At 68.7% G+C, this 24,828-nt stretch carries 20 protein-coding genes and 1 pseudogene; 10 read left to right on the plus strand and 11 right to left on the minus strand.

Annotation, left to right across the window (positions count from 1 at the left end; translation table 11 throughout):
* Positions 1-760 precede the first annotated feature (760 nt).
* Positions 761-1,978 carry a PucR family transcriptional regulator gene (locus tag ACFYNL_RS05580; RefSeq protein WP_388796824.1) on the plus strand — a complete coding sequence of 406 codons (1,218 nt, stop codon included), beginning with the start codon at positions 761-763 and terminating at the stop codon, positions 1,976-1,978.
* A gap of 422 nt (positions 1,979-2,400) precedes the next feature.
* Here the strand turns inward: ACFYNL_RS05580 and ACFYNL_RS05585 are convergent, their stop codons facing one another.
* Positions 2,401-2,625, minus strand: a complete 225-nt coding sequence (locus ACFYNL_RS05585) for a hypothetical protein (protein ID WP_388796827.1) — start codon at positions 2,623-2,625, stop codon at positions 2,401-2,403.
* On the opposite strand from ACFYNL_RS05585, the gene ACFYNL_RS05590 reads away from it, so the two are divergent.
* Together ACFYNL_RS05590 and ACFYNL_RS05595 are read left to right on the plus strand one after the other, a co-directional pair.
* Positions 2,624-3,292 (plus strand): haloacid dehalogenase type II, encoded by a 669-nt coding sequence (locus ACFYNL_RS05590; RefSeq protein WP_388796830.1) that lies wholly within the window; start codon positions 2,624-2,626, stop codon positions 3,290-3,292. The genes ACFYNL_RS05585 and ACFYNL_RS05590 overlap by 2 nt on opposite strands.
* Before the next feature lie 50 nt (positions 3,293-3,342).
* Entirely contained in the window at positions 3,343-4,635 is a 1,293-nt protein-coding gene (locus ACFYNL_RS05595) for an NAD(P)/FAD-dependent oxidoreductase (protein ID WP_388796833.1), read from the plus strand.
* Between the two features lie 240 nt (positions 4,636-4,875).
* Here ACFYNL_RS05595 and ACFYNL_RS05600 read toward each other — a convergent pair whose 3' ends face one another.
* Positions 4,876-6,015, minus strand: a complete 1,140-nt coding sequence (locus ACFYNL_RS05600) for a PucR family transcriptional regulator (RefSeq protein WP_388796836.1) — start codon at positions 6,013-6,015, stop codon at positions 4,876-4,878.
* Positions 6,016-6,102: 87 nt separating this feature from the next.
* On the opposite strand from ACFYNL_RS05600, the gene ACFYNL_RS05605 reads away from it, so the two are divergent.
* The 3 genes from ACFYNL_RS05605 (at position 6,103) to ACFYNL_RS05615 (ending at position 9,481) form a co-directional block, all read left to right on the plus strand.
* Positions 6,103-7,158 (plus strand): ferredoxin reductase, encoded by a 1,056-nt coding sequence (locus ACFYNL_RS05605; protein WP_388796839.1) that lies wholly within the window; start codon positions 6,103-6,105, stop codon positions 7,156-7,158.
* A 7-nt stretch (positions 7,159-7,165) separates the two neighbouring features.
* Entirely contained in the window at positions 7,166-8,284 is a 1,119-nt protein-coding gene (locus ACFYNL_RS05610; protein WP_388796842.1) for a fatty acid desaturase family protein, read from the plus strand.
* A 324-nt stretch (positions 8,285-8,608) separates the two neighbouring features.
* The gene (locus ACFYNL_RS05615) at positions 8,609-9,481 is read left to right on the plus strand and encodes a MurR/RpiR family transcriptional regulator (protein ID WP_388796845.1); all 873 of its coding nucleotides are present in this window, start codon (positions 8,609-8,611) and stop codon (positions 9,479-9,481) included.
* Between the two features lie 129 nt (positions 9,482-9,610).
* Here the strand turns inward: ACFYNL_RS05615 and ACFYNL_RS05620 are convergent, their stop codons facing one another.
* The 6 genes from ACFYNL_RS05620 to ACFYNL_RS05645 all read right to left on the minus strand — a co-directional run bounded on the left by ACFYNL_RS05620 (position 9,611) and on the right by ACFYNL_RS05645 (position 16,612).
* Positions 9,611-10,909: a cyanophycinase gene (locus tag ACFYNL_RS05620; protein ID WP_388796848.1), complete on the minus strand. Its 1,299-nt coding sequence runs from the start codon at positions 10,907-10,909 to the stop codon at positions 9,611-9,613.
* A 210-nt stretch (positions 10,910-11,119) separates the two neighbouring features.
* Positions 11,120-12,340, minus strand: a complete 1,221-nt coding sequence (locus tag ACFYNL_RS05625; protein ID WP_388796851.1) for a M20 family metallopeptidase — start codon at positions 12,338-12,340, stop codon at positions 11,120-11,122.
* Entirely contained in the window at positions 12,337-13,089 is a 753-nt protein-coding gene (locus tag ACFYNL_RS05630) for an amino acid ABC transporter ATP-binding protein (RefSeq protein WP_388797354.1), read from the minus strand. The genes ACFYNL_RS05625 and ACFYNL_RS05630 overlap by 4 nt, the downstream gene beginning before the upstream one ends.
* A gap of 8 nt (positions 13,090-13,097) precedes the next feature.
* Complete coding sequence (locus ACFYNL_RS05635) at positions 13,098-14,069, minus strand: amino acid ABC transporter permease (protein WP_388796854.1); 972 nt, start codon at positions 14,067-14,069, stop codon at positions 13,098-13,100.
* A gap of 2 nt (positions 14,070-14,071) precedes the next feature.
* Positions 14,072-15,019 (minus strand): ABC transporter substrate-binding protein, encoded by a 948-nt coding sequence (locus tag ACFYNL_RS05640; RefSeq protein ID WP_388796857.1) that lies wholly within the window; start codon positions 15,017-15,019, stop codon positions 14,072-14,074.
* 429 nt (positions 15,020-15,448) lie between these two features.
* Positions 15,449-16,612 carry an alkane 1-monooxygenase gene (locus ACFYNL_RS05645; protein WP_388796860.1) on the minus strand — a complete coding sequence of 388 codons (1,164 nt, stop codon included), beginning with the start codon at positions 16,610-16,612 and terminating at the stop codon, positions 15,449-15,451.
* A gap of 229 nt (positions 16,613-16,841) precedes the next feature.
* Here ACFYNL_RS05645 and ACFYNL_RS05650 point away from each other — a divergent pair, with 229 nt between their 5' ends.
* Positions 16,842-17,510 (plus strand): TetR family transcriptional regulator, encoded by a 669-nt coding sequence (locus tag ACFYNL_RS05650; RefSeq protein WP_388796863.1) that lies wholly within the window; start codon positions 16,842-16,844, stop codon positions 17,508-17,510.
* Here the strand turns inward: ACFYNL_RS05650 and ACFYNL_RS05655 are convergent.
* Positions 17,507-18,214, minus strand: coding sequence for a class I SAM-dependent methyltransferase (locus tag ACFYNL_RS05655; protein ID WP_388796866.1), 708 nt, complete (start codon positions 18,212-18,214; stop codon positions 17,507-17,509). The two genes, ACFYNL_RS05650 and ACFYNL_RS05655, sit on opposite strands and share 4 nt — an antisense overlap.
* A gap of 229 nt (positions 18,215-18,443) precedes the next feature.
* Between ACFYNL_RS05655 and ACFYNL_RS05660 the strand changes: the two genes are divergently transcribed.
* Together ACFYNL_RS05660 and ACFYNL_RS05665 are read left to right on the plus strand one after the other, a co-directional pair.
* Complete coding sequence (locus tag ACFYNL_RS05660) at positions 18,444-19,334, plus strand: aminoglycoside phosphotransferase family protein (RefSeq protein WP_388796869.1); 891 nt, start codon at positions 18,444-18,446, stop codon at positions 19,332-19,334.
* Positions 19,335-19,453: 119 nt separating this feature from the next.
* Positions 19,454-19,769 (plus strand): annotated as a pseudogene (locus ACFYNL_RS05665) (transposase); the annotation flags it as partial.
* A 24-nt stretch (positions 19,770-19,793) separates the two neighbouring features.
* Here the strand turns inward: ACFYNL_RS05665 and ACFYNL_RS05670 are convergent.
* Together ACFYNL_RS05670 and ACFYNL_RS05675 are read right to left on the minus strand one after the other, a co-directional pair.
* Positions 19,794-20,177: a hypothetical protein gene (locus ACFYNL_RS05670; RefSeq protein ID WP_388796872.1), complete on the minus strand. Its 384-nt coding sequence runs from the start codon at positions 20,175-20,177 to the stop codon at positions 19,794-19,796.
* A gap of 80 nt (positions 20,178-20,257) precedes the next feature.
* Positions 20,258-23,635 (minus strand): ALF repeat-containing protein, encoded by a 3,378-nt coding sequence (locus tag ACFYNL_RS05675; RefSeq protein ID WP_388796875.1) that lies wholly within the window; start codon positions 23,633-23,635, stop codon positions 20,258-20,260.
* A 579-nt stretch (positions 23,636-24,214) separates the two neighbouring features.
* On the opposite strand from ACFYNL_RS05675, the gene ACFYNL_RS05680 reads away from it, so the two are divergent.
* Positions 24,215-24,763 carry a hypothetical protein gene (locus ACFYNL_RS05680; RefSeq protein ID WP_388796879.1) on the plus strand — a complete coding sequence of 183 codons (549 nt, stop codon included), beginning with the start codon at positions 24,215-24,217 and terminating at the stop codon, positions 24,761-24,763.
* The last annotated feature ends 65 nt before the right edge of the window (positions 24,764-24,828 follow it).

Below are 24,828 nucleotides of genomic sequence, written 5' to 3' on the forward strand. Positions count from 1 at the left end.
AGGCGGGCCGGCGGCCTCGGCCCTGGCCTCGGCTGTGGTCTCAACCGCTTCACGGGCTGCACAGATCTCGACCACGTCGGCGACCGACAGGTCCATGGCGAAGTCCCCAGTTCGGTACTTCGACGCCCCACTCCCACGGCTGCAGGGGCCCGGACCGGGACGCCCTCCAACACCTGGTCGGCGATCAGGTCCGAGGTGGGCCCTGCGTCAAAGGCGGAGCGTTCATCGAGACCGGTCACCAGGCCACGCGGCGGCCGTCATGACGTCCCGGGTGACGTTCTGGTCCTCGACCCCTCGCCTTGAGCTCGGCGTAGTCTCTGGGGGAATCCTGGGTGATCCCGAAATCCTGGGTGATCCAGATCCCGATCCCGCTCTGCCTGGCGATCCGGTTGGCTCGGCCGCCTTGGCCGTCGCGGTCCTGGCGGGCCCCGCAGCGGAAGACTGAGACCGACCCGGGGGATTCGGCGCCTCTCAGCAGCGCCTACTCAAATTGACGGACTGGGGATCAGGTGCTTACGGAAGCGCCATGGCTGCTCCATGCGGTTGGTCGTTCACGAGCCATCTCCAGCCCGAGGTGATGCATCAACATGAAACCCCGCGGAGAATCCGGCAACAAGGGACGCGAGGCCGCCACATCGGCCCTGTATTTTGTGCCTGTGCACAATTTCTGGCAGGAAGCCCCACCGGCATGTCAGCGGCGTTTCCCGGAGACGGCCCCGTGTTCGTCCGGTGACGGCTGTCGTCGCGAGGGGCGGTCCTCGTGAGCGGCCCGGGACGCCGCCGGGGTGGGGCCCGCCATGACGCCGTGCAGGCGATCGCGCGCCAGCTCCTCGAGGAACGACTCGACGAACTGACCTCACGTGCTCTCGAACAGCTGGAAGCCGAGGAGGCCGCCTACGCGTCGGCGGACTGGGACCCGGTCCAGAAACGGGAGGGGATGCGACGAACTCTCGAACTCGCCCTGACCCGGCTGGCCGGCGGTCCCGTGCCCCGGGAGGTCTCGCGCGCCACCGAGGACGTGGGACGCGAGCGTGCGGAACAGGCGTTTCCCCTGACCGCTCTGATGCACTCCTTCCAGCTGGACCTCAGGACCCTGTGGGAGGCCGTGCTCGCCGAGGGGCGAGCACGTGGCATCAGCGCCGATCCCGACTTCCTCGACGGGTTGATCCGCGTCTGGGAGGCGACGGACGCCAACAGCGTCGAGGTCGTCGACGCCTACCGTCGCACCGAGCGCGACCTGGCGAGCCGTCGTACGGAGGTACGCAACCGCGCCTTCAGCCGCCTCGTCCTGGAAGGGGAGCAGGATCCCTCGACGGTCGCCGAGGCCTCGACACTGTTGGGCTTCTCCGAGCACGTCGCCCTGACCGTGGTCGTGGTCGAATCCGTTCCTACCGGAGACCCGGCTCTGTCGCAGGTCGACGATGCGCTGCGTCGGGGCGGCCTGCTGCGTCACTTCGGATGGATGGGTGACGAGCTCCTCGGCATCATCCGTCACGGACGGTGCGATCAAGAGGCCATGCTTGCCATGCTGCGGCCGTTCGCTCCGTGGCGCTGCGGCGTCGCGGAAGTCCCCGGGCTGGCGCTGACGGCACGGGGCATCCGGTTCGCACGTGCCGCGATCCGCAGCTCCGCGCAGCCCGGAGTGCGGCATGTGGAGGGTCACTGGGTCGGCGCGATCATGTCGGCGCAGGAGGAGCTCACCGGTGCGATGGCCACCGGCGTGCTGCGCCCACTCCTCGAGCTGCGCGACAGCGCCAACATCGTCGAGACCCTGCGCTGCTACCTCGACCTGGGCTCGGTCGCCGAGGTGGCCGCACGCACCTACCGTCACCGGAACACGGTGGGCAATCGCCTGCAGGCCGCGGAAGAGGCGACCGGGCTGAAGCTGTCGAGACCGAACGACGCCGCCCGGCTGGTCCTCGCCCTGGCTTGGCTGGATACGGACGCGGGCGCCCGCTTCCGAGCGACGGTGTCCTGATCCACCGACTGCTGGACGGATGCGGCAACCTGCCGGGGACCGCGAGAGCCCGAGCCGCAGCGCCGCGGTCACAGGCCACCCTTCATGAGGGCGGCAGTCTTGGCGGCCCTCCTCATGATGGGCATGTGAACGGCGGCCTTGGCGGCAGACAGCCCGGTCCCGCCGCCGGGCGGCAGCGCGCAGCGGCGGCAGTTCGTGCCGGAGCCGCTCGCGGGGCCTCTCAGAGACTCAGCCGGTTGGGGCGGGAACCGCACCAGGTTCCTGACAGGAAATTGTGCACAGGCACAAAATATGCGGTCGATCTCGCGGCCTCACGTCCCTTGTTGCCGGATTGTCCACGGTGCTTCACTGACGCATCACCTCGGGTTGGAGAAAGGCTCATCGCACTCGGAGCAGTAATGGTGCTGCCGCCGACTACCTGATCAGCATTCACCGTCCCCGGTCCTGTCCGGGGGCTCGTCCTCCAGCGGCGGCCCCTCGGGCATTCCCTCAAGCCCCTCAAGCCCCTTTGCCCCCCTGAACAGGTCGCCGCCAACGCCGCGGCAGCCTCCTGTACCGCCGATGCGGCGGACCTGGCCACACTCGACGAGATCGTGACTTCCGGTGAACGGAGTGTCCTGTATGCCTGGAAAGAGGTTGAACATCATGCGTCAGATCGTCACCTTCGATGCCTACGGCACCCTGGTCGACTTCCAGCTCGGCCCCACCACCCTGAAGGTCCTGGCCGACCGGCTGGACCTGGACGGCCTGAACGTCGACGAGTTCCTCGACGACTTCCGCGTCATGCGGTTCCAGGCCGTCCTGGAGGCCTACCGCCCCTTCCGCGAAGCGCTGCCCTCCAGCCTGGAGGCAGCCATGCGCCTGCACGGCCTGGAGTACCGGAAGTCCGACGGCGAGGCCCTGGTCGCGGCCGTGCCCACCTTCGGCCCCCACCCCGAGGTCCCGGCCGCCCTGCGGGCGCTGAAGTCACGGTACGAGATCGCCATCATCTCCAACACGGACGACGACCTCATCGCCCAGAACCTGGCCAACATCGGCGTCGAGTTCGACCATGTCATCACCGCCCAGCAGGCCAAGGCGTACAAGCCGTCCCGGCAGACCTTCGAGTACGCCTTCCAGGCCATGGACATCGACCCCGCCCAGGTCATCCACGTCGCCCAGGGCTGGGAGTACGACCTCATCCCCACCCGCGACCTCGGCCTCGCTCGCCGCGTGTGGATCAACCGCTACGAATTCCACAGCGGCAGCGCCGACTACCAGCCCTACGACGAGCTGCCTGACCTCTCCGGCCTGCCGGCCCTGCTCGGCTGCTGACCCCACGGCGACACGGCGACACAGGATAGAGAACGCAAAGGACGCACGCCATGAAGCAGATCCCCTACTGGCTCGACACCGCTCCCGCCCTGCCCGACCGGTCCGGAAAGGACCTGCCGGACGAGGCCGACGTGGTGGTCATCGGCGGCGGCCTCACCGGACTGTCCACCGCCTACCACGCCGCCCGCAAGGGCGCCCGGGTCGTCCTCGTCGAGAAGGACAAGGTGGGCTCGGGTGCCTCAGGGCGCAACGGCAGTCACTGCAACCCCGGCATCACCATCAGCCCGGCCGAGGCTCGCAAGCGCTACGGGATGGAGCGCGCCCGTGAGATCTACGACGCGTTCCGCGACGCGGTGGACCTTGTCGAGGAGCTCGCGCTCAAGGAGAAGATCGACTGCGACTTCCACCGTGCCGGGCGCCTCGGCGTCGCCTTCAAGCCCCGGCACTTCGACGCCATGCGGGCCAAGCAGCGCGATCTGGCCGAGAACTACGGCCACGACACGGTTTTGCTGACCAAGGACGAACTGCGCGCCGAACTCGGCTCGGAGTACTACCACGGCGCACTGCTCGACCCGCTCGGCGCGGCCCTGCATGTGGGCAAGTTCGTCCATGGCCTGGCCGAGGCCGCCGAACGCGCCGGTGCGGAGATCCACGAACGGAACGCCGCCACGGGCCTGACGAGGACTCCCGGCGGCGGCTTCCTCGTCGAGACCATGCACGGCACCATCCGCGCCAAGCAGGTCATGGCGGCCACCGACGCCTACACCGACGAGGCGCTGCCCTGGTTCCGTAAGCGGCTGATCAACGTCGGCAGCTTCATCATCGTCACCGAGCCGCTCGGCCAGGCACGTGCTCGCGAGATCATTCCCAACGGGCGCCTGGTGGTCGACTCCAAGAACGTCGGCCACTACATCCGCCTCACCCCCGACAACCGCCTCGCCTTCGGTGGCCGGGCCCGCTTCGCGCCCTCCAACCCGGCCTCCGACGTGAAGAGCGGGGACGTCCTGAAGCGGGAGATGACGGAGATCTTCCCGCAACTGGCGGGCGTCCGGGTCGACTACGTCTGGGGTGGCATGGTCGGCTTCTCCTGGGACCGCCTCCCGCACGCGGGTGAGGCACAGGGGGCCAAGGGCCTGTACTACTCCATGGGGTACTGCGGCCATGGAGTCCAGATGGCCACCTACATGGGCCGGGCGGTCGCCGAGATGATGGACGGCAAGCCGGAGGCCAACCCCCTGCGCGACCTTGGCTTCCCCAAGGTTCCCGTCCCCTTCTACAACGGCACCGCCTGGTTCCTGCCCTTCGGCGGGGCGTACTACAAGGCCAAGGACCGCCTGCGCTGACAACAGCGATGCACCGGAAGGAAGCGGCCAGTGGCGGTGTCCGCCCGCCACTGGCCCTCGCCATGTCGTTTCGGGCACTCGAAAAGCGCAGTCGCAACGACAGCAGTGATCGGCGAGGCGGACCGGATCGCGTGCGCTGAAGCCGGTCAGCGTCTCCTCGTTCAGCCGCGCCATGCTGCGTCCGAAGACCATCCGAAGACCAGCATCAGGGCGTCGGCGCCCACGGCATGCTCGATGGCGTCAGCTCACCCTGAGACCGACCGCCAGCGTCAGTTCAAGGACCCGGTGTGGCGATGCGAGATCCGGAAACAGCTCCCGCAGCTGCGCCATCCGGTACCTGACCGTCTGGGGATGGACGAACAACGCCGCCGCCACCTCGTCCCGCCTGCCCTGGTGCAGCAGCCATGCCCGCAGCGTCTCCTCCAGCCGCCGTGCCGTCGTGGCAGGCAAGGTCCGCAACGGGGCGAGGGCTCGGGCACGCAGGTCTGCGAACGCCTCGGTGTCGGCGCTCAGCACCAGCTCGGGCAGGTGGTCCTCGGTGTCGCGGATGTCGGAGGACAGGGAGCGCGCGCGTACGGCTCGTGCGTATGAGGCGGACGCACGAGTCCAGGGCCGGGCCGGGCCGGCCACCGCGTTGCGGTCGGTCAGCTGCCGCAACAGATGCGATCGGTCGGCATCGGGCACGAGCAGCACACCGGTGGCGTCGGGCAGATCGTCGAGGACGAGGGTGCTCGGGTCGAGCGTGCGGTAGGCGGGCCGGGCCTGGGCGGCGGGCAGCAGGACCGCGGTCAGCGAGACCGGAGGCTGCCAGCCGGCCCGTTGAGCAGAGGCCAGCAGCACGTCCTGGCTCGCGCCGGCGAGGAGGTCGCGGGCCAGGTGTTCCAGGTGGCGCTCGTGGGCCCTGCCCCGGGCGGCCAGTTCGTCGGCGTGACCCGCGGCGCTCGCGGCGGAGAGCTCGTCGATGTAGGCGAAGGTCAGCTCGGCGAACTTGGCGACCTCGGCGGCGGGCAGACCTGCGGGTACGGCACCCGCTGCCAGGCATCGCCAGGCCACACGGGCGCCGACGCGGTAGGCGCTGAGAAGGGCGTCCATCGAACGGCCGTCGCGCACCTCACCGCGGCCCAGCTCGTAGGCCGCGTCACTGCCGTCGCCCCCTGTGACGTTCCCGCTCGCGAGGTCCAGGTAGTGCCCCAGGGCGGTACGGACGGCACGGCGGATGGTGGCGCCCATGTGGCCCGACAGGGCGTTGGCGTAGGGAGGGACCTCGTCGATGATCGCCTGGACGACCTCGTCGGCAGTGGTCTTCAGCGCGGCCCGAAGCGCGGTGACCGTCGTCTCATCCAAGGCCAGTTCGCTGGCCCTCCGAATCGCATGGCTCACGTTTTTATTCCCTGCGAACAAATCGATCGACCAGATTCACGTCCTGTGGTCAGGACTTTACGCCTCAAGGCGCAGCAAGCTGGAGTCATGACGAGTACAGCCCTCCGCAGCAGGGCGTGGAAACTGCTGGAGATGGTCACGACGCCGCTCCTGCCGTCGGACTACCTCGACCTGTTCAGCCCGCTGCGTGCGGGCGCTGACCTGCGTGGGCGGATCGAGGCCGTGCACCCCGAGACGGGTGACGCCGCGACCATCGTGATCCGGCCAGGACGGGGCTGGCGCGGTCACACAGCAGGTCAGTACGTGCGGATCGGGGTCGACGTCGACGGGGTGCGCCTGTGGCGTGCCTACTCCCTCACCTCGCCGACAAACCGTCAGGACGGCCGCGTCACGATCACCGTCAAGGCGATCCCGGACGGCAAGGTCAGCAACCACCTGGTCCGCAGGGCGAAACCGGGCACGCTGATCCAGCTCGACCAGGCGACCGGTGACTTCGTGCTGCCGCAGGCCAAGCCCGCCAAGGTGCTCTACCTGACGGCCGGCAGCGGCATCACACCCGTGATGGGCATGCTGCGCGACACCGAGTTCGACGACGTCGTCATGGTCCACTGCGCGCCACAGCCGCACGACGTGATCTTCCGCGACGAACTGCACGACCTGGTCGCGGACAAGAAGCTGCGGCTCACCGAGGTGCACACCGACACGGACGGCATGCTCGACATCGCCCGTCTCGACGAACTCGTGCCCGACTGGGCCGAGCGCGAGACCTGGGCTTGCGGGCCCGCGGGCCTGCTCGACGCCGCCGAAGAGCACTGGAGCGAGCACGGCGTGCAAGAGCGCCTGCACACCGAACGCTTCCGTCCCGGCATCGTCGTCGCCGGCGACGGCGGTGAGGTCACGTTCAGCGCCACCGGCAAGACCGTCGACGCGGATGGTGCCAAGCCGTTGCTGGACGTCGGCGAGGAGGCCGGCGTGCTCATGCCCTCCGGGTGCCGCATGGGCATCTGCTTCGGCTGCATCACGCCGCTCAAGGCGGGCGCCGTACGCGACCTGCGCACCGGCGAGATCACCGAGGCCGAGCCGGGCGTCCTCATCCAGACCTGCGTGTCCGCCGCGGCGGGCCCCTGTGACATCGAACGGTAGGAGCACCTTGACCGCCATCGACCCCACCGCCCACCTGACCGCGGAGCAGATCGAGGAACTCGGCCGCGAGCTGGACGCGATCCGCGACGAGGTGATCGCCGGCCGCGGCGAGAAGGACGCCGCCTACATCCGCAAGGTCATCTCGGCGCAGCGCAAACTGGAGCTGGTCAGCAGGGGCGTGCTGCTGTTCTCGTTCTTCCCGCCCGCGTGGATCATCGGCACCGCCGGTCTGTCCGTGGCGAAGATCATGGACAACATGGAGATCGGCCACAACGTCCTGCACGGCCAGTGGGACTGGATGCGGGACCCGAAGATCCACTCCACCACCTGGGACTGGGATCACGTCTCGCCGGCCGACCAGTGGAAGCACTCGCACAACGAGCTGCACCACACGTACACCAACGTGATCGGCAAGGACAACGACCTCGGCTACGGCATCATGCGCGTCGACGAGGACCAGAAGTGGCACCCGTTCCACCTCGGCCAGCCGCTGTGGAACTTCATCAACGCCTGCTTCTTCGAGTACGGCATCGCAGCGTACGACCTGGAACTCGGCAAGAACCTGCACAAGCGCCGCCGCAAGGACCCGGAGTTCCGCGCGCGGGCCAAGGCCGTGGGCCGCAAGATCCGCAAGCAGGTGCTCAAGGACTACGTGATCCACCCGCTGCTGTCGGGTCCGTCGTTCCTCACCACGCTCGCCGCCACCTTCACCGCGAACCTGGTCCGCAACCTCTGGTCCCACTCGGTGATCATGTGCGGGCACTTCCCCGAGGGCGTGCAGGTCTTCGAGCGACGGTCGATCAAGGGTGAGACGCGCGGCCAGTGGTACCTGCGCCAGATGATGGGCTCGGCGAACATCAGCGGCAGCAAGGCCATGCACTTCATGACCGGCAACCTGTCGCACCAGATCGAGCACCACCTGTTCCCGGACCTGCCGAGCAACCGGTACGCCGAGGTCGCGGTGAAGGTGCGGGCGCTGTTCGAGAAGTACGAGCTGGAGTACGTCACCGGGCCGCTGCCCAAGCAGGTGTTCTCCGCGTGGCACAAGGTCTTCCGACTCTCGCTGCCGAACAGCAAGCCCAAGGTCAAGACGCCGGACCGCGAGCAGGAGCTCGTCGCGGCCTGATTCCCGGTATCGGTTGATGGGGGCGGGAGTCGGGTGCGTACGCATCGTTGGCGGCCAGGGTGAACTCACAGCCGAACTGGACCCGCACACGCGTCGCTTCGCTTTGCCGCAGTTGTGTCACCACGGCCCGCGCGGTGCTCGTCAGCCCCTCCAGGGCTTTCGTCCGGCAGCCTCAGCGCCACCCCGCACCATGAATTACAGGGTGTAGTAACAGGAGGTACAGTTAAGTCAGCTGTGCGCCTATCTGTATCGCGTGCTGAGCGGCTGACGCATGGCCTCGACGGGTGTTCGCTGTGACCTGACAGACCGGGGGAGGACCGCACGATGAGCGGCACGCTGGCCGATGAGATCCGCAGTCGTCTGGGGGATCTCAGCCCGGCAGAACGCAAAGTCGCCCGGGTGCTGCTCGCCGGGTATCCGGCCGCGGTCTTCGAAACCGTGGCGACCATCGCCGAACGCGCGGCGGTGTCGACACCCACGGTTCTGCGCTGTGCCAGTCGTCTCGGGTACGGGGGATTCCCGGATCTGCAGGCAGCTCTGCGCGCGGAGTTGGACGCCCGCAACGCGTCCCCGATCACTTTGTACGAGTCCGCCGGGTCCGCAGGGAACGACAAACCGGTGGGCGCGAGCAGGGAGGCGCACCTGGAACCCCGGCTGGCACTGCTGCAGCAGGCACTGGCGCAGACCTTCCACGAGGTGTCCCCGCACGACTTCGAGACGGCCGCCGAACTCCTCGGCGATCCCCGCCGGCGGGTCCATCTGGCCGGCGGCCGCTTCACCCACCTGCTGGCGCGGTATCTCGGTCTGCATCTGATGCAGGTCCGGGATCAGGTCTCCTTTCTCCCGGACAGGGACGTCGAGCGCACGTCGTTCCTCACTCAGCTCACGCGCCGCGACGTGACGGTCGTCTTCGACTACCGGCGCTATGAGGAGGATTTGACGGTCATCGCCGAACTCGCCCGTGAACGGGGAGGGAAGGTCGTCGTCTTCACGGATCCGTGGCTCTCACCTGCTTCGGCGCATGCCGACGTCGTGCTCATCAGCCACGTCGCCTCCGGTTCCCCCTACGACAGCCTCACTCCGACGCTCGCTCTCCTGGAGGTGCTGATCTCCGCGGTGCTGGACCGGCTCGGTGCCGATGCGCACCAGCGTATGAAGGACGGCGAGGAGGTCGCTCGTCGCACCGGGCTGCTGTGAGAGCGCCCTGTCGGTCCGCGCGGGCGATCCGGGTACCGAGCTGTGGCGACTGAAGTGTGGAAGGGCGCCGCGTTCACGTGAACGCGGCGCCCTTGATGCGTGGCGGTCGCCTGACTGCCCTTGGCCGGGTCAGCGCGGGGCGATCGCGATCTGAAGTCCCACGAGGGTGTGGGCGGTGCTGCGGTTGCCGCTCCAGGCGCGGAAGGTGTCGGGCTTGGTGAAGGTGACGGCGAATCGAGGTCCGCTTTCGAAGGTGGTGGCGGTCGTGCCGTCCTGGGCGCGTGTCTCGGCGAGCGCACGGGCGGTGGTGCGGAAGGAGTAGGCGGTGGCGTGCGGGTTGGAGGCCGAGGAGAAGACGTCCGTGTTGGCCGGTACGGGCGAGGAATTGGTGGGTGCCAGCCGCTTCTTGTCGGCGGCGGGGCGAACCTGCCAGGAGAGTGCGTCATAGCGGTCGCCGTCGGTGAGGTAGTGATATCGGGCGCCTTGCAGGGTCCATCCGGTGGCGGTGGTGCCGCTGCGTGCGGCCCGCAGATCCAGGACGGCGACACCGTTCGGCCCCAGCACGGTGAGTTGTTCGTGTCTGCTGCCGGGGTGCTCGACGACGACTGCGGTGTTCTCCTCCAGGGCGTAGACGCGGTCGTGCCCGGTGTCGGACGCGAGGCGGTAGGCGCGGCCCTCTCGTCCGTAAGCACCGGTGTGGGTGTCGATCAGGGCCGAGCGCAGGAAGCCGAAGCCACCGCGCGGGAGGTAGCCGAGACGGGTGGGGTCCTGGAAATAGCCAGGGGCGCTCCCGTCGCGCAGCCCCTCGTACGACTCGCCGCCGCTGACCATGTCGGGGCCGGAGGCGATCTGGGCGCCCGCCGAGGATCCGGCGACCACGGCTCCGTCGGCCAGCTTCGCGCGGATGGCGGCCAGGACCTTGGAGTCCTTCTGGCGCGGCCCGCGCAGCAGGGTCTGGACGTAGCGGTACTGGTCCCCGCCGCCGAAGAAGAAGCCGCTCATCGAGTCGATCTGGGCGACCACGGCATCGGAGTCGGCGTTCGCGATGTGGTCGAGGTCCAGCGGGATCCACTCGGCGTCGGCCGCGCCGTGCTTCTCGAACAGGGCGGCGTAGTACCGGCCGTTGCACGCGGAGTTGCTGCATCGGTCGGGGTCGTTCGCGTACGGGTCCTGGCTGGCGGGCACGGAGGCTGCGGTGATGACTCCGATGCGTGCGTCGGCGCCGCCGGCGCGTTCGATGATCTCGCCGTAGACCTGTGTGTTGTCGTCCTTCAGGCCGCCGCCGACGAGCACCAGGGAGCCGTTGTTGCGGGTGCCGCCTTCGGCTTCTTCGGCGGTGGCCTGCGCGACGGAGGCGGTGGTGAGGAGCGTGAGGGCAAGGCTGCCGGCGAGGGCGGCGCGGCGGGTCAAGCCGTGGTGTGCGCGCATGGGCTCTCCTGTCGGTGGGTGGGGAAGTCAGGGCGGGGCCGTGGTGCGTCGGTCGTGGGCTCGACCGGACGCGGCGGGTGAGGCCGGTCGGGGTGGCGAGGCCGGTCGGGGTGGCGAGGCCGGTCGGGGTGGGCGAGGTCGGTCGGGGTGGCGGTGGGCATCGGCACGCCGTCGGTCGTAGGTGACCGTGACGGCGCTGGTGAGGCCGCGTCAGGGCGGGGTGTCGGCGGCGTTGCCGAGCTCCGCCACGAGGGCGGCTAGCATGGCGACGCGCTGCGGGACGCTGGTGAGGTCGAGCCATTCCTGGGGGGTGTGGTCGGCTCCGCCGACGGGACCCAGGCCGTCCAGGGTGGGCACGCCCGTACCGGCGATCAGGTTGGCGTCGCCGACACCGCCGGTCGTGGTCGCGTCCAGAGTCACGCCCACTGAGCCGCCGACCCGTCGCGCCAGGTCGAGCATGCGTTGGGAGGCGGCGGTGACTTCCATGGGCGGGCACAGATCGAGCTGTTCGACGCTGATGGTGGTGCCGGTGACAGCGGGCCGGTCGGCGGCGTCCTGGATCGCCCGCTCGACCCGCTGCACATCGGCGGTGGTGGCGGCCCGCACCTCGACGCGCAGTTCCGCGTCGGCGCAGACGATGTTGGCGCGGCTGCCGGCCCTGATGGTTCCCACGTTGACGGTAACGCCGTCCCAACGGCCGTTGAGGGCTTGCAGGTCGACGATCAGATGGGCGGCCGACAGGGCGGCGTTGGCTCCGCGTTCGGGTTCGATGCCGGCGTGGGCGGCTCGCCCTGCGACGTTGATGCGGAAGTCGGCGACGCCCTTGCGGCCGATGACGAGGTCGCCGTTCTCGCGGGCGCACTCCAGGCCGAGGCCATAGTGCATGCCGCGGGCGGTGCGTTCGATGAGCGGTCGGCTGGCCGGTGAGCCGATCTCCTCGTCGGGAGTGGCGAGCAGGACCAGCTCGTCGTAGGCGGTCAGGCCGTGCTCGTGCAGGATGTCGAGCGCTGTCAGGCCTGCCAGCAGTCCGCCCTTGTCGTCGCTCACACCGGGTCCGTGGGCGATCGAGCCGTGCACGGAGAAGGGCCGGGCGTGGGCGGTGCCGCGGTCGAAGACCGTGTCCATGTGACCGGCGAGCAGGATCCTGCGACCGCCCTCGGCCGGCGGGAGTGTGCCCTTCTTGCGGGCGACGAGTGCGTCGCCGGCCCGGAACGGGCCGGCAGGTGGCAGGCGTACGCGCTCGACGGTGAATCCGGTCCGCCGCAGGCGCTGCTGCACCCAGTCGGCGACCTGGTTGACGCCGTCGGGGTCGTAGGAGCCCGAGTCGATGGAGACGAGTTCGCGCAGGTCCCGCAGATAGCCGGAGCGGCGTGCGCGTGCCAGGTCGAGCAGGTCCGCGGTGCGGTCCTGCCGGCGGGGTGGCGCGCTCACAGGACCTTGGACAGGAAGGCGCGGGTGCGTTCCTGTTCCGGGTCGACGAGGACCTGGCGTGGATCGCCGGCCTCCACGACGACGCCCTGGTCCATGAAGACGGCGGTGTCGCCGACCTCCCGGGCGAAGCCGATCTCGTGGGTGACGACGACCATGGTCATGCCGTCGGCGGCGAGCCGGCGCATGACGTCCAGGACGTCGCCGACCAGCTCCGGGTCCAGGGCGGACGTCGGCTCGTCGAAGAGCATCAGCTTGGGCTCCATGGCCAGGGCGCGGGCGATGGCGACGCGTTGCTGCTGGCCGCCGGACAGTTCTGCCGGGTAGTGGTGGCCCCGGTCGCCCAATCCGACCTGCTGCAACAGCAGTCGGGCCCGCTCACGGGCCTCCGCCTTGGGTACCCCACGGACCTTGACGGGGGCTTCCACGATGTTGTCGAGCGCGGTCATGTGCGGGAAGAGGTTGAAGCGCTGGAACACCATGCCGATGTCGCGTCGTCGTGCGGCGACCTCCCGCTCGCGCAGTTCGTGGAGCCTGTCGCCCTGTTGGCGGTAGCCCACGAGGTCGCCGTCGACGGTGAGCTTGCCGCCGTCGACCTTCTCCAGATGGTTGATGCAACGCAGGAAGGTCGACTTGCCGGAGCCGGACGGTCCCAGCAGGCAGCACACCTGTCCGCGATCGACGGTGAGGTCGATGCCTTTGAGTACTTCGAGTCGGCCGAAGCGCTTGCGTACGCCCTCGGCCCGCACCATGGTCGCGGTCATCGGGCGTCCTCCTTGTCCTTCCGGTCCTTCCTGCCGATCAGCCCCTCGGCACCGCCGAGCAACCGCCGCCAGGGGGAGGGGTGTCCGCCGCGCGCGGTGCCGCGTCCGTAGCGGCGCTCCAGCCAGGCCTGGGGGACGCTGAGCAGGGTCACCAGGGCGAGGTACCAGATGCTGGCCACGACGAGCATGGGAATGACCTGGTAGTTCTGCGCGTACACGTCCTGGATGTTGGACATCAGGTCGTGCGCGGAGATGACCGAGACCAGGGCGGTCATCTTGAGCATGTTGATGGTCTCGTTGCCCATCGGCGGGATGATGACCCGCATCGCCTGGGGCAGGACGATCCTGCGCATGGTCAGCGCCGGACGCATACCGAGCGAGTGCGCGGCCTCGGTCTGACCGGCGTCGACGGACTGGATGCCGGCCCGGACGATCTCGGAGGCGTACGCGGCCTCGTTCAGCCCGAGGGCGAGCAGCGCCGCGACGGCGGGAGTGAGGAGGCTGTTGGTCTCCGTCTGGAAGAAGGTGACGTCGGTGAAGGGGATGCCGATCTTCACGTACTTGTAGAGAGCGGCGGCATAGCCCCAGAAGATGATCTGCACGAGCAGCGGGGTGCCGCGGAAGATCCAGACGAAGGCGGTGGCGATGCCGTACAGGACGGGGCTGGACGACAGCCGCATGACGGCGATGAGCGTGCCCAGTCCGAGGCCGAGCGCCATGGCAGCGGCGGTCAGCCAGAGTGTCGTGCCCAGCCCGTCGAAGATGAGATCCGCGAACAGGTAGTCGCCGACGACGTCCCAGCGCAGGTTGTCGTTCTTGGCGAGCGAGCCGATGAGCCCGACGAGCGCCAGCACCGACGCCACCGCGGCGAACCAGCGGCCGTAATTGCGGACCGGGACGACTTCGAGTTCCGGTGCCCTTTCCCGGCCCGTGTGCGGGGCCTCCGGGGCGTTCTTCGTGACGGTCATGCCTAGTCCACCGCCGCGTTGCGGGTGGCTTCCTTCACCGCGATCGAGGCCACGCCGTACTTGTCGAAGATCTTGGTGACGGTGCCGTCGTCGATGAGGGCCTGAAGGGCCTTCTGTATCGCGTCGGTCAGCTCGGGCAGCTGCTTGCTGACGGCGATGCCGTTCGGCGAGGCGTTGTACCCTCCCGGTGCCGCGGGGTCCTCCACCAGGTCGAAGGCCTTGCCGCCGTCGGCGGTCTTGGCCACCCAGCCGGCGGCGGGCTTGGTGAGGACCTGGGCGACGACCTTGCCGGAGCGCAGGGCGAGCTGGGCGTCGGAGTCCTTGGGGTAGGTCAGGATGCCGATCTTCCCCTTGCCCGCGGTGGAGCAGGCCTTTTGGTGGGACTTCAACAGGTCCAGCTGGTTGGTGGCGGCTTGGACGGCGACCTTCCGGCCGCACAGACCGTCCAGGTCGGCGATCTTGGCGGGGTTGCCGTCGGCGACGAGGATGCCCGAACCGGACTGGGAGTAGTCGACGAAGTCGACGACCTGCTGACGCTCCTTGTTGTCGGTGATGGCGGACATGGCGGCGTCGAACTTGCCGGCCTGGAGGGCGGGCACGATCCCGTCGAACTTCTGCGGAGCGAAGGCGAAGCTCACACCCAGCTTCGCGCTGAGCGCCTGGCCGAGGTCGTAGTCCAGGCCGGTGAGCTCGCTCTCTCCCTCCTTCACGAACATCTCGAACGGCGGGTAGGGAACATCGGTCGCCACTCGCACCTTCCCGGCCTTCTTGATCTGGTCCGGCAGCATGTCGTGCAGGGCTTGGTCCTTCTTGATCTCCACTCCGGCGACGGAGACCTTGCTTGCCGCCGCGGGTGCGGGGTCTTCGGCGTTTCCGCAGGCGGAGAGGGCGGTGAGGGCCAGAGCCGCCGCAGCGGCGACCGAGACACGCTGGGGGAGACGAGTGTTCATCGCGGTGGAACCTCTCGGGATCTGTGCCGACGGATCCGTGCCGTCGGCAACACACCAGGGAAGTTACAGAAAGAGCCTTCGATTGGCTAGATGTATCGGGTGTTACGTTGGCGGGAGTACGGGTTCGGCGGATCGGCGCCCGCTGGGAGAACGCTTATGTCCTGCAGTTTCGGCGGCGCATATGGCTCGCGAGGGGAGGGGTTCGTCGTACATCTGTCGCGGGTGGTGACCGACTTGTACCTTCCGATACCAGTCGGGGAAGACGAACCCGCCGTTCACGATGAACGGCAGGTCTGCAGGCGGAGCCCCGGCCGCCGCATCGACGGCCCTGTCGGGCACCGGCTACCGCGACCCGCTCATCGCCGCCCACCCTCGATGACGGGTGTCTCGCCGAACCCGGCCCGCCTGGACGACATCACGCCGACGACGTCAGGAGCGCCCCGAGGCGGCCTTCGGGTGTGATCTCCCCGGGCCGGGACGGACGTTCGCCCGGGAGAGATCCCCGTCGTAGTGAGTCCTGAGCCGAGGGTCCATGATGTGCCGCCACAGCGGCGGGAACCAGGCAACCACGATCATGGTGGCGTAGCCCGAGGGGAGCTGCGGAGCCTCGTCGAAATGGCGCAGCGTCTGATAGCGGCGCAACGGGTTGGCGTGATGGTCGGAGTGCCGTTGCAACTGGAACAGGAACACATTGCTGACCGTGTTGTTGCTGTTCCAGCTGTGCCGGGGAGAGACGCGCTCGTAGCGCCCGTCCTGGCGGCGCTGCCGCAGCAGCCCATAGTGCTCCAGGTAGTTGACCGTCTCCAGCAGGCAGAAACCGATCACTGCCTGCAGGAGCAGGAAGGGCAGGACGGCCGGACCGAAGGCGACGGACAGCACCGTGAACAGGGCTATGGTCAGTGCCCACGCCGTCAGTACGTCGTTGTGGCGGCTGACGGTGCGTCGTCCGCGGCGCTCCAGTCGACGCCGCTCCAGGTGCCAGGCCGAGCGCACACCGCCCGCGACGGCCCGCGGGAGGAAGCGCCAGAAGCTCTCGCCCATACGTGAGCTGGCGGGGTCCTCGGGCGTGGCCACGCGTACATGATGACCATGGTTGTGCTCGACGTAGAAGTGGCCGTAGCCGCTTTGGGCGAGTGCCATCCGGCTCAACCGCCGCTCCAACTGCTCACGCTTGTGCCCCAGTTCATGGGCGGTGTTGATCGCCACCCCCGCCACGACGCCGGTGGTGGCGGCGAGACCGAGGCTGTCCGCGACCGACAGCGAGCCGCCGGCCCACTGATCGCACGCCCAGACCAGGGCGCCGAACTGAAGGGGCAGGTACAGGTAGGTGCACCAGCGGTAGTAGCGGTCCGCCTCCAGGCGTGCCATCGCCGCTTCGGGTGGATTGGCGCTGTCTTTGCCCGTGACGTGATCGATCACGGGCAGGACAACGAACGCGAAGAGCGGCCCCCACCACCACAGAGCCCCCGTACCGGTCAGCCAGACGAGGCCGGCAGCTTGGAAGGGCAGAGTGGGGACGGCCAGAGCGAGAAGCCAGAGGTACCGCTTCGGGTCACGCCAGGTCAGGGCGTCTTTGTCGCCGCGCTTCGCCATAAGGTCTCCCTTTCGAAGGCATCGCGCCTCCGCCGCCGAGTTCGGGGAAGCGGCGGAAGCGCGACTGGGGGGGGGAGCCCTGAGCGTGCCAGCCGTACATGGCGCTGACAAACCCGGCGCAGTGTCAATATTCTGATGACTCGTCAGCTCAGCTGTGTGGTCGTCCTCCGCATCCATTCCCGAGGGCCCGTACCTCGGCAAGGTTGCGTCGCTCTGGCACACTGCTCCGATGGTCACTGCCGATCCAGCCGTGAAACCCCCTCATCCGCCGCGTCTGGCGTGGCGCATCCAGATGCGGGAGCGCGTCTTGGAGGAGGCCTGGACCCTGGCCGCACAGAACGGCTGGGACCGGGTCCGGGTCGCAGATCTGGCGGAGCGGGCCGAGGTCTCGCGGCCGTCGATATACAAAGAGTTCGGCGACCGGGCCGGAGTCGGCCGGGCCCTGGTGGAGCGAGAGACGGAGCGGTTCCTGACCCGTCTCGCGGCTGTGCTGGACGCCGACCGGGACGGCTTCGCCGATGCCTTGCGCAAAGGAGTCGCCCACACGCTCGACGAGGGCAGCCGCAACCCGTTCATCCGCGCTGTGCTCACCGCCGCCCGGGGAGGAACAGACGCCCTGCTTCCGTTCCTGACGAGTCGGCCGGACCCGGTGTTCTCCTCGGCGCGTGACCTGCTGAGCGCCTGGCTGACCGACGCCGTACCCGATGTCGATCGGCGGCAGCGTGAAGAAGCAGCCGACCTCGCCGTACGGCTCACGCTCAGCCACATGCTTCTGCCGGTACCCGGACAGGGCGACGTGCCCGAACGGGTGACTCGCGCGGTGTGCGCCGTGCTGGCCGTTCCGTCCGTTCCCACCGACGGCGGCCTACGGGGCAGGCCGCCGCACGAGAGCCCCTAGCCGGCCGGCACTCCGCGGGGACTTTCCGCGGTCCGAACCGCCCGCACCCATGTCCCGTCTTCCGTCAAGTACTCGTCGACCTTCAACCCCGCCTCGGCGAGCGCGTCCTCGAACTGCTTCTTCGTCAGCGGCCTGGACAGGAAGGTGTGGGTCCAGGTGGCGTCCGGAAACTCGTATTCCGCGTACACCGAGTTCACCCCGTCACCGACCGGCTCCGCCGACACGACCCGCACCGTGAAGCCGCTGGGGTCGACACGCTCACGCGGCACGTTCGTGTGCCAGTCCTCACCCTCGCGCTGAATCAACACACGGCCACCGGGCGCGAGATGCCGTTCGCACGTGCGCAGCAGCGCCCGCCTCTCGTCGACGTCTCCGGTATGCACGAGGAACGACGCCAGCATCACGACGTCGTACGTCTCACCCAGGTCGAGGTCCTCGATCGAGCTGAGGATCGTGCGCGCCTGGCGAACGCGGTCGAGCATTTCCTGGGACTCGTCGACTGCGGTGACGGAGAAGCCCCGCTCCAGGAGGGGGTGTGTCACGCGCCCGACCCCGCAGCCCAACTCCAGAATGTGCGCACCCGCGGGCACCGCAGCGGCGACGATGTCCGGCTCGTCCAGGACGGGCAGTCGGGAGTAGAGCTCGACCGCGCATCCGTCCGGGGTGACGACGCCTGGTCCGGTACCTCGATGTCCCTCTCGCATGGTCAAGCCCATGCCCGTCCAACGGTTCGGGCCGAGCGGCCGTTCCCCAGGACTGCGGCCGGCACGGCTTGCCGAGTAGGCCCTCGTACCGGCTACCGAAGCCTTCGACCCGCGGCCGGGGCGCCGTACCGCGCAAAATCGGTCGACAGGTGCAGCCGCCGACCACTGTGATGGTTGCGACCGCCCGTCGCACGGACCGGACCGATCGTGGGAGCTGCTCTTGCCGGCTGTGAGCACCGTAGACGCCCACCCCTCGATCGACGAGGCACTGGTCAGGCGCCTGGTCGATACGCAGTTCGCGCAGTGGGCGGAGCTGCCCCTGAAGCGGCTCGACCCGGCCGGCTCGGACCATGTGATCTACCGCTTGGGTGAGGAACTGTCCGTCCGGCTGCCGCGCCACGTCGGAGCCACAGGCCAGGCCAGGAAGGAACTCCACTGGCTGCCCCGGCTCGCCCCGCACGTCCCCCTGGCCATCCCCGTGCCGGTGGGGGTGGGCGATCCGGACTTCGGTTATCCGTGGCCGTGGGCGGTGTCCCGCTGGCTCGACGGTGAGGTGGTCACCGTCGACGCGTTGGGCGACTCCGCCGCGGCCGCCGTCGAGCTGGCGCACTTCCTGGCAGCCCTGCACCGGTTCGAGCCCGAGGACGCCCTCCCCCAGAACATCGGGGATGACCTCACCGGCCGCCCGCTGTCCGACCGGGACCGCGCGACACGCCTCGCCATTGCCGAAGTCGGCGGGGTGTTCGACACGACAGCGATGACCGAACTGTGGAACGCGGCATTGGACGCGCCCGCTTGGGATCGGTCCCCGGTGTGGTTCCACGGCGACTTCCACACCGGCAACCTGCTGATGTCCCACGGACGTCTCAGCGCCGTCATCGACTTCGGCGGGCTTGGCATGGGCGACCCGGCCTGCGACCTGATGATCGCCTTCACGCTGATGTCGGCCGACAGCCGCGCCGCTTTCCGCGATGAGCTGGGCGTGGACGACGCCACCTGGATGCGGGGACGCGGCTGGGCCCTGGCCACCGGCCTCAACGCGTATACGCACTACGCCGCCGTCGATCCCCGAGTCGCCGCACAGACCACTCGCCAGATCACTCAGGCCCTCATCGGGTGACCAGCCCACCAAATGATGGACGTCGATGATTGCTGCCGGAAACCGTCGGTGCAGCACTGACGGCGGAGCCCGCAGGCACCGATCTGTGGCTGGACGACGTGTGGATCCTGCGTACAAGGGCCGTCGGCGGCACCTGGGAGCGGGTTTTCACCGCGCTCATTGCGCAGGCCGACTCCGAGGAAGACCTGAACTGGGCCGTCTCGGTCGACTCCACCATCGTGCGCGCTCACCAGCATGCGGCCGGGGCTCACAAAAGGGGGCCCCGGCCAATGAGCCGGACGACCACGCCATCGGCCGGTCACGCGGCGGACCGAGCACGAAGATCCATCTCGTGTCCGACGCCCACTGCCGGCCTCTGACCTTCCATCTCACCGCGGGCAAGCGGGCGATGCTCCCGGTTTCGCACAGGTCATGGCTCGCTTACGGGGTCCACGAAAATGAGGACGGCACGGCGAACCGTCACCGCGTCAGCACGAATGCGGCCACGTTCGTGGCGACGACGCAGGCGACGCAGAATGCGATGTTCCGGCGCGGGTAGTCATAGCTGTCCCGTTTTGTGCCTTGGCGCAGTTCATGAGCGTACTTCGTGAGCAGCTTGCGGCTCGGGAGGAGTCCGATCGTCAAACCAATGAGAGAGAAGGAGTACAAGGTAAGCAAGGCGGGCAGTGTCAGGCCCCTCAGCTGGCCCAAAGCGAGCGTGCCGAGACCGCAGCCGACGATGGTCACGGGATAGGCCAGCCGAAATCTCCGCAAGGGAACCCACTTCGCCATGACGAGGCAGTGGATCACGGTGGTTGCCGCAGCCAAGAGCCATAGCCACCCGGTGGCGACGGACGCGAGCACGATCGTAGTGTCCTTCCGGGGAACCGGTGCAGGGGCCGGCGCTGAGCACCAGCCCCTGCCATCAACTTACGCGGCGGACCCTAACCGAAGATCTCGCCCAGGACGCCGGTGATCGGCGACACGAGATCGGTGCCGAACTGCGTGATCTTCGTGGCCACGGGAGCCACTGCCCTGGCGTAATCGTCGGCGTGGGTGAGCGCTCCGATCCACTTCGACTGGCCGTACGTAAGCAGGCCGAGGGCCGCACTCGCGGCGGACGTGGCGAACTCGCCACTGCCGAAGCCGTATTCGATACCGTTGAACACGGCGCTCAGCCCGCCGGTCACGACCGACACGACGCCGAAGGCGGCCGCGAACGGAGCCGCCGCCGGGAAGAAGAGGCTGCCGAGGCCGAGGATGGCGCTGATAAAGCCGGTGCCGATGCTGATGGAGTTGAACGTGTCAGCCCACCAACCGGCGTCCTCCCACCAGTCCTCCTTCTCGCCGCCGGTGCCGTTCGGGTTGACCTGGTCGTGGGTGGGGCTGTCGGCCGGGTTGCTCCCGCTCTCCTGGGCGGCCTTCGCCGCCTCCGCTGCCTTCCGGGCGGCTTCTGCCGCCTCGGCCTTGCGCTTCTCCGTGGCGATGCGTCGGGCGTCGCTGGCCGCTGCCGCCGCCACCTGGGCGTTCTGGCCCGCCGTGATCGCGGACTGGCGCGCGCTGGACGCGGACGCCTGGGCGCTGTAGGAGGAGCGCAGGGCGCTACGGGCTGCGTCGATCGCCTTGTTCGCCGAGTAGTTCGCCGAGCGCGCCGCGCCGCGGGCTACCGCGGCCGCCGACTTGGCCTTGTCCGCCGATGCCTGCGCGGCGGCGGCGGACTTGTCCGCGTTGTCGGCGTTCTGCTTCGCCTCGGTGGCGTAGTCGGCGGCCTTGCTCGCCGAATTCAGCGCCTTGGCCGCCCATTCCTGCGCCTCCGCCGCTGCATTGCGGGCCTCGGCCGCAACCTTCGACGCCAGCGCGGCGTTCTCCAGGGCCTTGTACGCGATCTTGGCCGCCGCCGCGATGGCTCCGCGAATCGCCGCGACATGGGTCGCGGAGTCGTGGTCGAGTTGTGCTGCCTTGTACTGCACGACGTCGACGAAGTTCCTGCGCATCCACGTCGGACCCTCGAGGGCGACCTCGGCGTACGCCTTGGTGTAAGAGCCGCCGTTGTTGAGCAGCGTCGCCGTGATGACGCCGTCGTCCTCGCGGACCGCGTCGGGGTAGGCGTGATCGAAGAAGCCTTGGAGTGCAGACGCCGTATTGGTGTTGAGCGCGGCTTCGGCTGCCGCCTTGACGGCCTTCCCGGGGTTGCTGCTCAGGATGCGCGCGATCTGGACGCGGTTGTTCTCCGCGGCGGCTTCTATCAGCCCTGTGGTGAGGAAGCTGCGGGGCGCCTCGGGGGCGTCGCTGGCGAGCGCTGCATGTGCCGCCTCGCCGATCTTCGGAACGGACACCTGGGCGAGGTACAGGGCGGTTTCCCGGTCGTCCTGCCTCTGTGCGATGGTCCGGTCGGTGTCGATCCAGACGTGTACGTCGGCGTCCGTGCCGGAGAGGGCGAACTGGGCGGCCTCCCGCGTCCAGGCGCCCTTCGCGTCGAGCAGGCCGACCGCGGCCTTGCGGCCAAGAGTGGCGGCCAAGGACAGGTCGTTGCCTGCCAGCGCCCGCTCGGCGCTGGTGATCAGGTCCTTGACGGCCTGTTCGGTCTGTTCGACCTGCCCACGCTTGTTCTCGTACGTGGCGCGCTCGTCCGCTTCGATCTGTGCAAGCAGCCTGGCCTCCTCCAAGCCCTGCAGTTTGTCCTCCTCCAGGCGCGCCAGCTCGGCACTCCGCGCTGCCTCCTCGACCGCCTGGGCGTCCTGGACCGCCTTCGTGGCGGTGTTGGCGGCCTTCACCGCCTCGGCCGCGTGGGCCGTGGACTTGTTCGCGTAGTCGATGGCCTGTCCGGCGTACTTCACCGCTTCCTCGGCGGCGGCAGCTGCCCTTTCGGCGTGGGCGGCGGCGGAGTTGGCAGCGTCGCGCGCCGTGCGCGCGGCCGACGCGGCGGAAGTAGCCAGGGCCTGTGCGGTGGAGGCCGCGTTGGTGGCCCGGTTCGCGGCGGCACTCGCGATGGCCGCCTGACGCTTCGCTTCCGCGGCCTCTTGCTGCGCCACGCCGGCGGCGGTCGCGGCTTGGGCGGAGGCGTTGGCGGCAGCGGCGGCGTTGCGGGCTGCGGAGGCGGCTGCGGAGCCCGCGTTGGCGGCTTGAGCGGAGGCGGTCGCGGCATAGTCGGCGGCCGCTGCGGCCGAGCGGGCCTTGGCCGCAGCGTTCCGGGCCGCGACCGCAGCGTTCTTCGCCGCCTCGGTTTGTCCGGCGTCCTTTGAGGCGGCGATCGCGGCGCTGTAAGCACGCGAGGCGGCGTTTCCGGCAGTCGCGGCCGCCTGCGAGGCAGCGGTGGCGGCCCAGGAGGCGCGGCGGGATGCGGCCACGGCGGCATGAGAGGCGTTGATCGCGTTCCGTGCAGCGTCCGCCGCGCCCTTGGCGGCACTGGCTGCCTTGCGGGCCGCTTCCCCGGACTTCTTCACGTCCTCCTTGGCCGCCTCCGCCTCCGCCGCCGCCTTCTCGGCCGCCTCCTTCGCCTTGAGCGCGGCGGTCTTGGCCCGCTCGGAGGCCTCCACGGCCAGGTCGGTCTCGGCCTGCGCGCGTTTGCCCTCTCGCTCGACCACGGCGACGAGTTCCTCGATCGTCGCGGACTCCTGGTCTCGGGCGCGCGCGATGTGCTGGCCGGTGTCGAGGAACCACTGCACGTCCGTCGCGGTACCGCTGAGGGCGCGGTCCGCGTACTTCCTCACCTCCGGACCGCCCTTGAACAGCATGCGGCTGGCCTCCACCCGCATGTCCTCCAGGCGGGCGGTGAACTGACCGCTGGTGAGGAAACCCTCCAGGGCCGTCCGCGTGTTGGCGTCCAGGGCGGCGGAGGCTTCACGCTTGACCGCTCTGCCGCCCGTACTGGAGACAGTTGCCGTGGCGACGCGGAGGTCTTCCACGAGGGCGGGCCTGTAGCCGGTGTTGAGGAAGGCGGCGATGGCGCTGTCGCCGTCGTTGAGGGCCGCGACGGCCTCACGGCGCAGTCCCGTGCCCGCTTTGGCGAGGTAGGTGACGATGGCGACCCGGTTGTCTTCGACAGTCGCCTTGGGCAGCTTCTCGGTGAGGAACGTCTGGATGTCGGCATCCGTGCCGTAAAGCGCGTCGGCAGCGGCGGCTCTGACGGCCTTTCCGCCCGTCAACCAGGCCTTGATCACCTTCGCGCGGTCGGTGTCCGGCAGTGCCAGCGGATCGGGAGCCTCCCCTTCCGTGGTGTCGGCGCGGGCGACCGGTACCAGCGCCAGGGGGGATGCGGCGAAAGCCGTGACGGTGGCAAGGGTGCCGAGAAGGCGGCGTCGGCTCCAGAACATCGTCTGCATAAGGGTTTGTCCTCGTGTTTCTGCCGGTGAGGCAGTACAGCGGTGATTGACGCGGCAGGTTCCCTGCGCGCCGGGTCAGTTACGTGTGTGTCGGGATCGAGGCGCATGCATCGCCTGCACATTGCAGGGACGATACCAACGGCATTTCACGCGACATCAGTGCGGTGCAGCGAGAAATTACGATGCGCCCTCAGAAGTGTCTTTTTCAACAAAGAGGGATCACTCCAATGTTCTTTACGGATCATTCACAAATTTTCATGCAACCCCCTCGCGGGCGTGAGGCAGACCACACAAGTACCGTGCTGTTTGCCGGACTTGTGCAAGTTTATTCAGTGGACAAAGATCAACAAGAGGAGGTTTCATGGCGAGACTGAAACTGCCTCCCGAGGGCATGGACTCGACTTTTTCCCTTGCGGGAGAAGGCGATTCTTCCCGCGTGTAGGGTGAAGCGGAAACCGTTGGAGAACGGTTATGCTCGCGTCGGGGAGTGGGGGGAAACGTTTCAATTCTGGTCGCCTTCACGCCCGTCTTGGACCACGTTTCGGCCATCGGCCGGCACCGGACAAATTTAGGACTGTGATGAAGGCACGTACCGCATATACGGCGAAGCCGCAGCGGAATAGATTCATAGGGCGGACGCTCGGCGCTGCGGCAGTCGCCGGCGCCCTGGCGTGGCTCACGCTGGCCGGCGGCATCAGCGGCGGGCACGGGGCAAAGGCCGAGGCGGTCACGCCCGTCGCCGGCGAGGCCCCCGGTTACGCGGTCGAGGACTTCAACTACCCGCAGGCTGACAAGATCCTCGCTGAGAAGAACATCGTCCTCAAGCGCGGCGACGGCCACATCACCCTCGCCGACTGCGCGAGCGGCACCGGCCTCCTCGAGGTCATGGCCCGCGACAAGGACGAGAAGATCTGCTTCAAGGTCGTCGGCGACTCGGGCTGGCTGACCATGGAGATCCCCGCAGTGTTCGCCGTCAGGGGCAACGACTACGCCACCCAGGTCGACATGACCGTCGGCACGGAGGAGAAGTCCTTCGACATCGCCAAGAACACCTGGACATCGGTGGGCGAGAGCGCGGACGAGCAGGGCCGCGACCACATGCTGGTGGAGATCAGGACCTCCAAGTAACACCGGCCAGCGCCCGAACGCCCGTACTCACGCGCTCCGGTGACGGTTGCGCGTACTGCATCAAG

This window comes from Streptomyces sp. NPDC007808, assembly GCF_042868655.1.
Lineage (GTDB): Bacteria > Actinomycetota > Actinomycetes > Streptomycetales > Streptomycetaceae > Streptomyces.

Coding starts and splice junctions, on each gene's coding strand:
- ACFYNL_RS05590 (WP_388796830.1), top strand. CDS start 2,624: ATGCGTCAGATCGTCACCTTCGATGCCTACGGCACCCTGGTCGACTTC.
- ACFYNL_RS05585 (WP_388796827.1), bottom strand. CDS start 2,625: ATGATGTTCAACCTCTTTCCAGGCATACAGGACACTCCGTTCACCGGA.
- ACFYNL_RS05595 (WP_388796833.1), top strand. CDS start 3,343: ATGAAGCAGATCCCCTACTGGCTCGACACCGCTCCCGCCCTGCCCGAC.
- ACFYNL_RS05605 (WP_388796839.1), top strand. CDS start 6,103: ATGACGAGTACAGCCCTCCGCAGCAGGGCGTGGAAACTGCTGGAGATG.
- ACFYNL_RS05615 (WP_388796845.1), top strand. CDS start 8,609: ATGAGCGGCACGCTGGCCGATGAGATCCGCAGTCGTCTGGGGGATCTC.
- ACFYNL_RS05620 (WP_388796848.1), bottom strand. CDS start 10,909: ATGCGCGCACACCACGGCTTGACCCGCCGCGCCGCCCTCGCCGGCAGC.
- ACFYNL_RS05630 (WP_388797354.1), bottom strand. CDS start 13,089: ATGGTGCGGGCCGAGGGCGTACGCAAGCGCTTCGGCCGACTCGAAGTA.
- ACFYNL_RS05635 (WP_388796854.1), bottom strand. CDS start 14,069: ATGACCGTCACGAAGAACGCCCCGGAGGCCCCGCACACGGGCCGGGAA.
- ACFYNL_RS05640 (WP_388796857.1), bottom strand. CDS start 15,019: ATGAACACTCGTCTCCCCCAGCGTGTCTCGGTCGCCGCTGCGGCGGCT.
- ACFYNL_RS05645 (WP_388796860.1), bottom strand. CDS start 16,612: ATGGCGAAGCGCGGCGACAAAGACGCCCTGACCTGGCGTGACCCGAAG.
- ACFYNL_RS05650 (WP_388796863.1), top strand. CDS start 16,842: ATGGTCACTGCCGATCCAGCCGTGAAACCCCCTCATCCGCCGCGTCTG.
- ACFYNL_RS05655 (WP_388796866.1), bottom strand. CDS start 18,214: ATGCGAGAGGGACATCGAGGTACCGGACCAGGCGTCGTCACCCCGGAC.
- ACFYNL_RS05675 (WP_388796875.1), bottom strand. CDS start 23,635: ATGCAGACGATGTTCTGGAGCCGACGCCGCCTTCTCGGCACCCTTGCC.
- ACFYNL_RS05680 (WP_388796879.1), top strand. CDS start 24,215: ATGAAGGCACGTACCGCATATACGGCGAAGCCGCAGCGGAATAGATTC.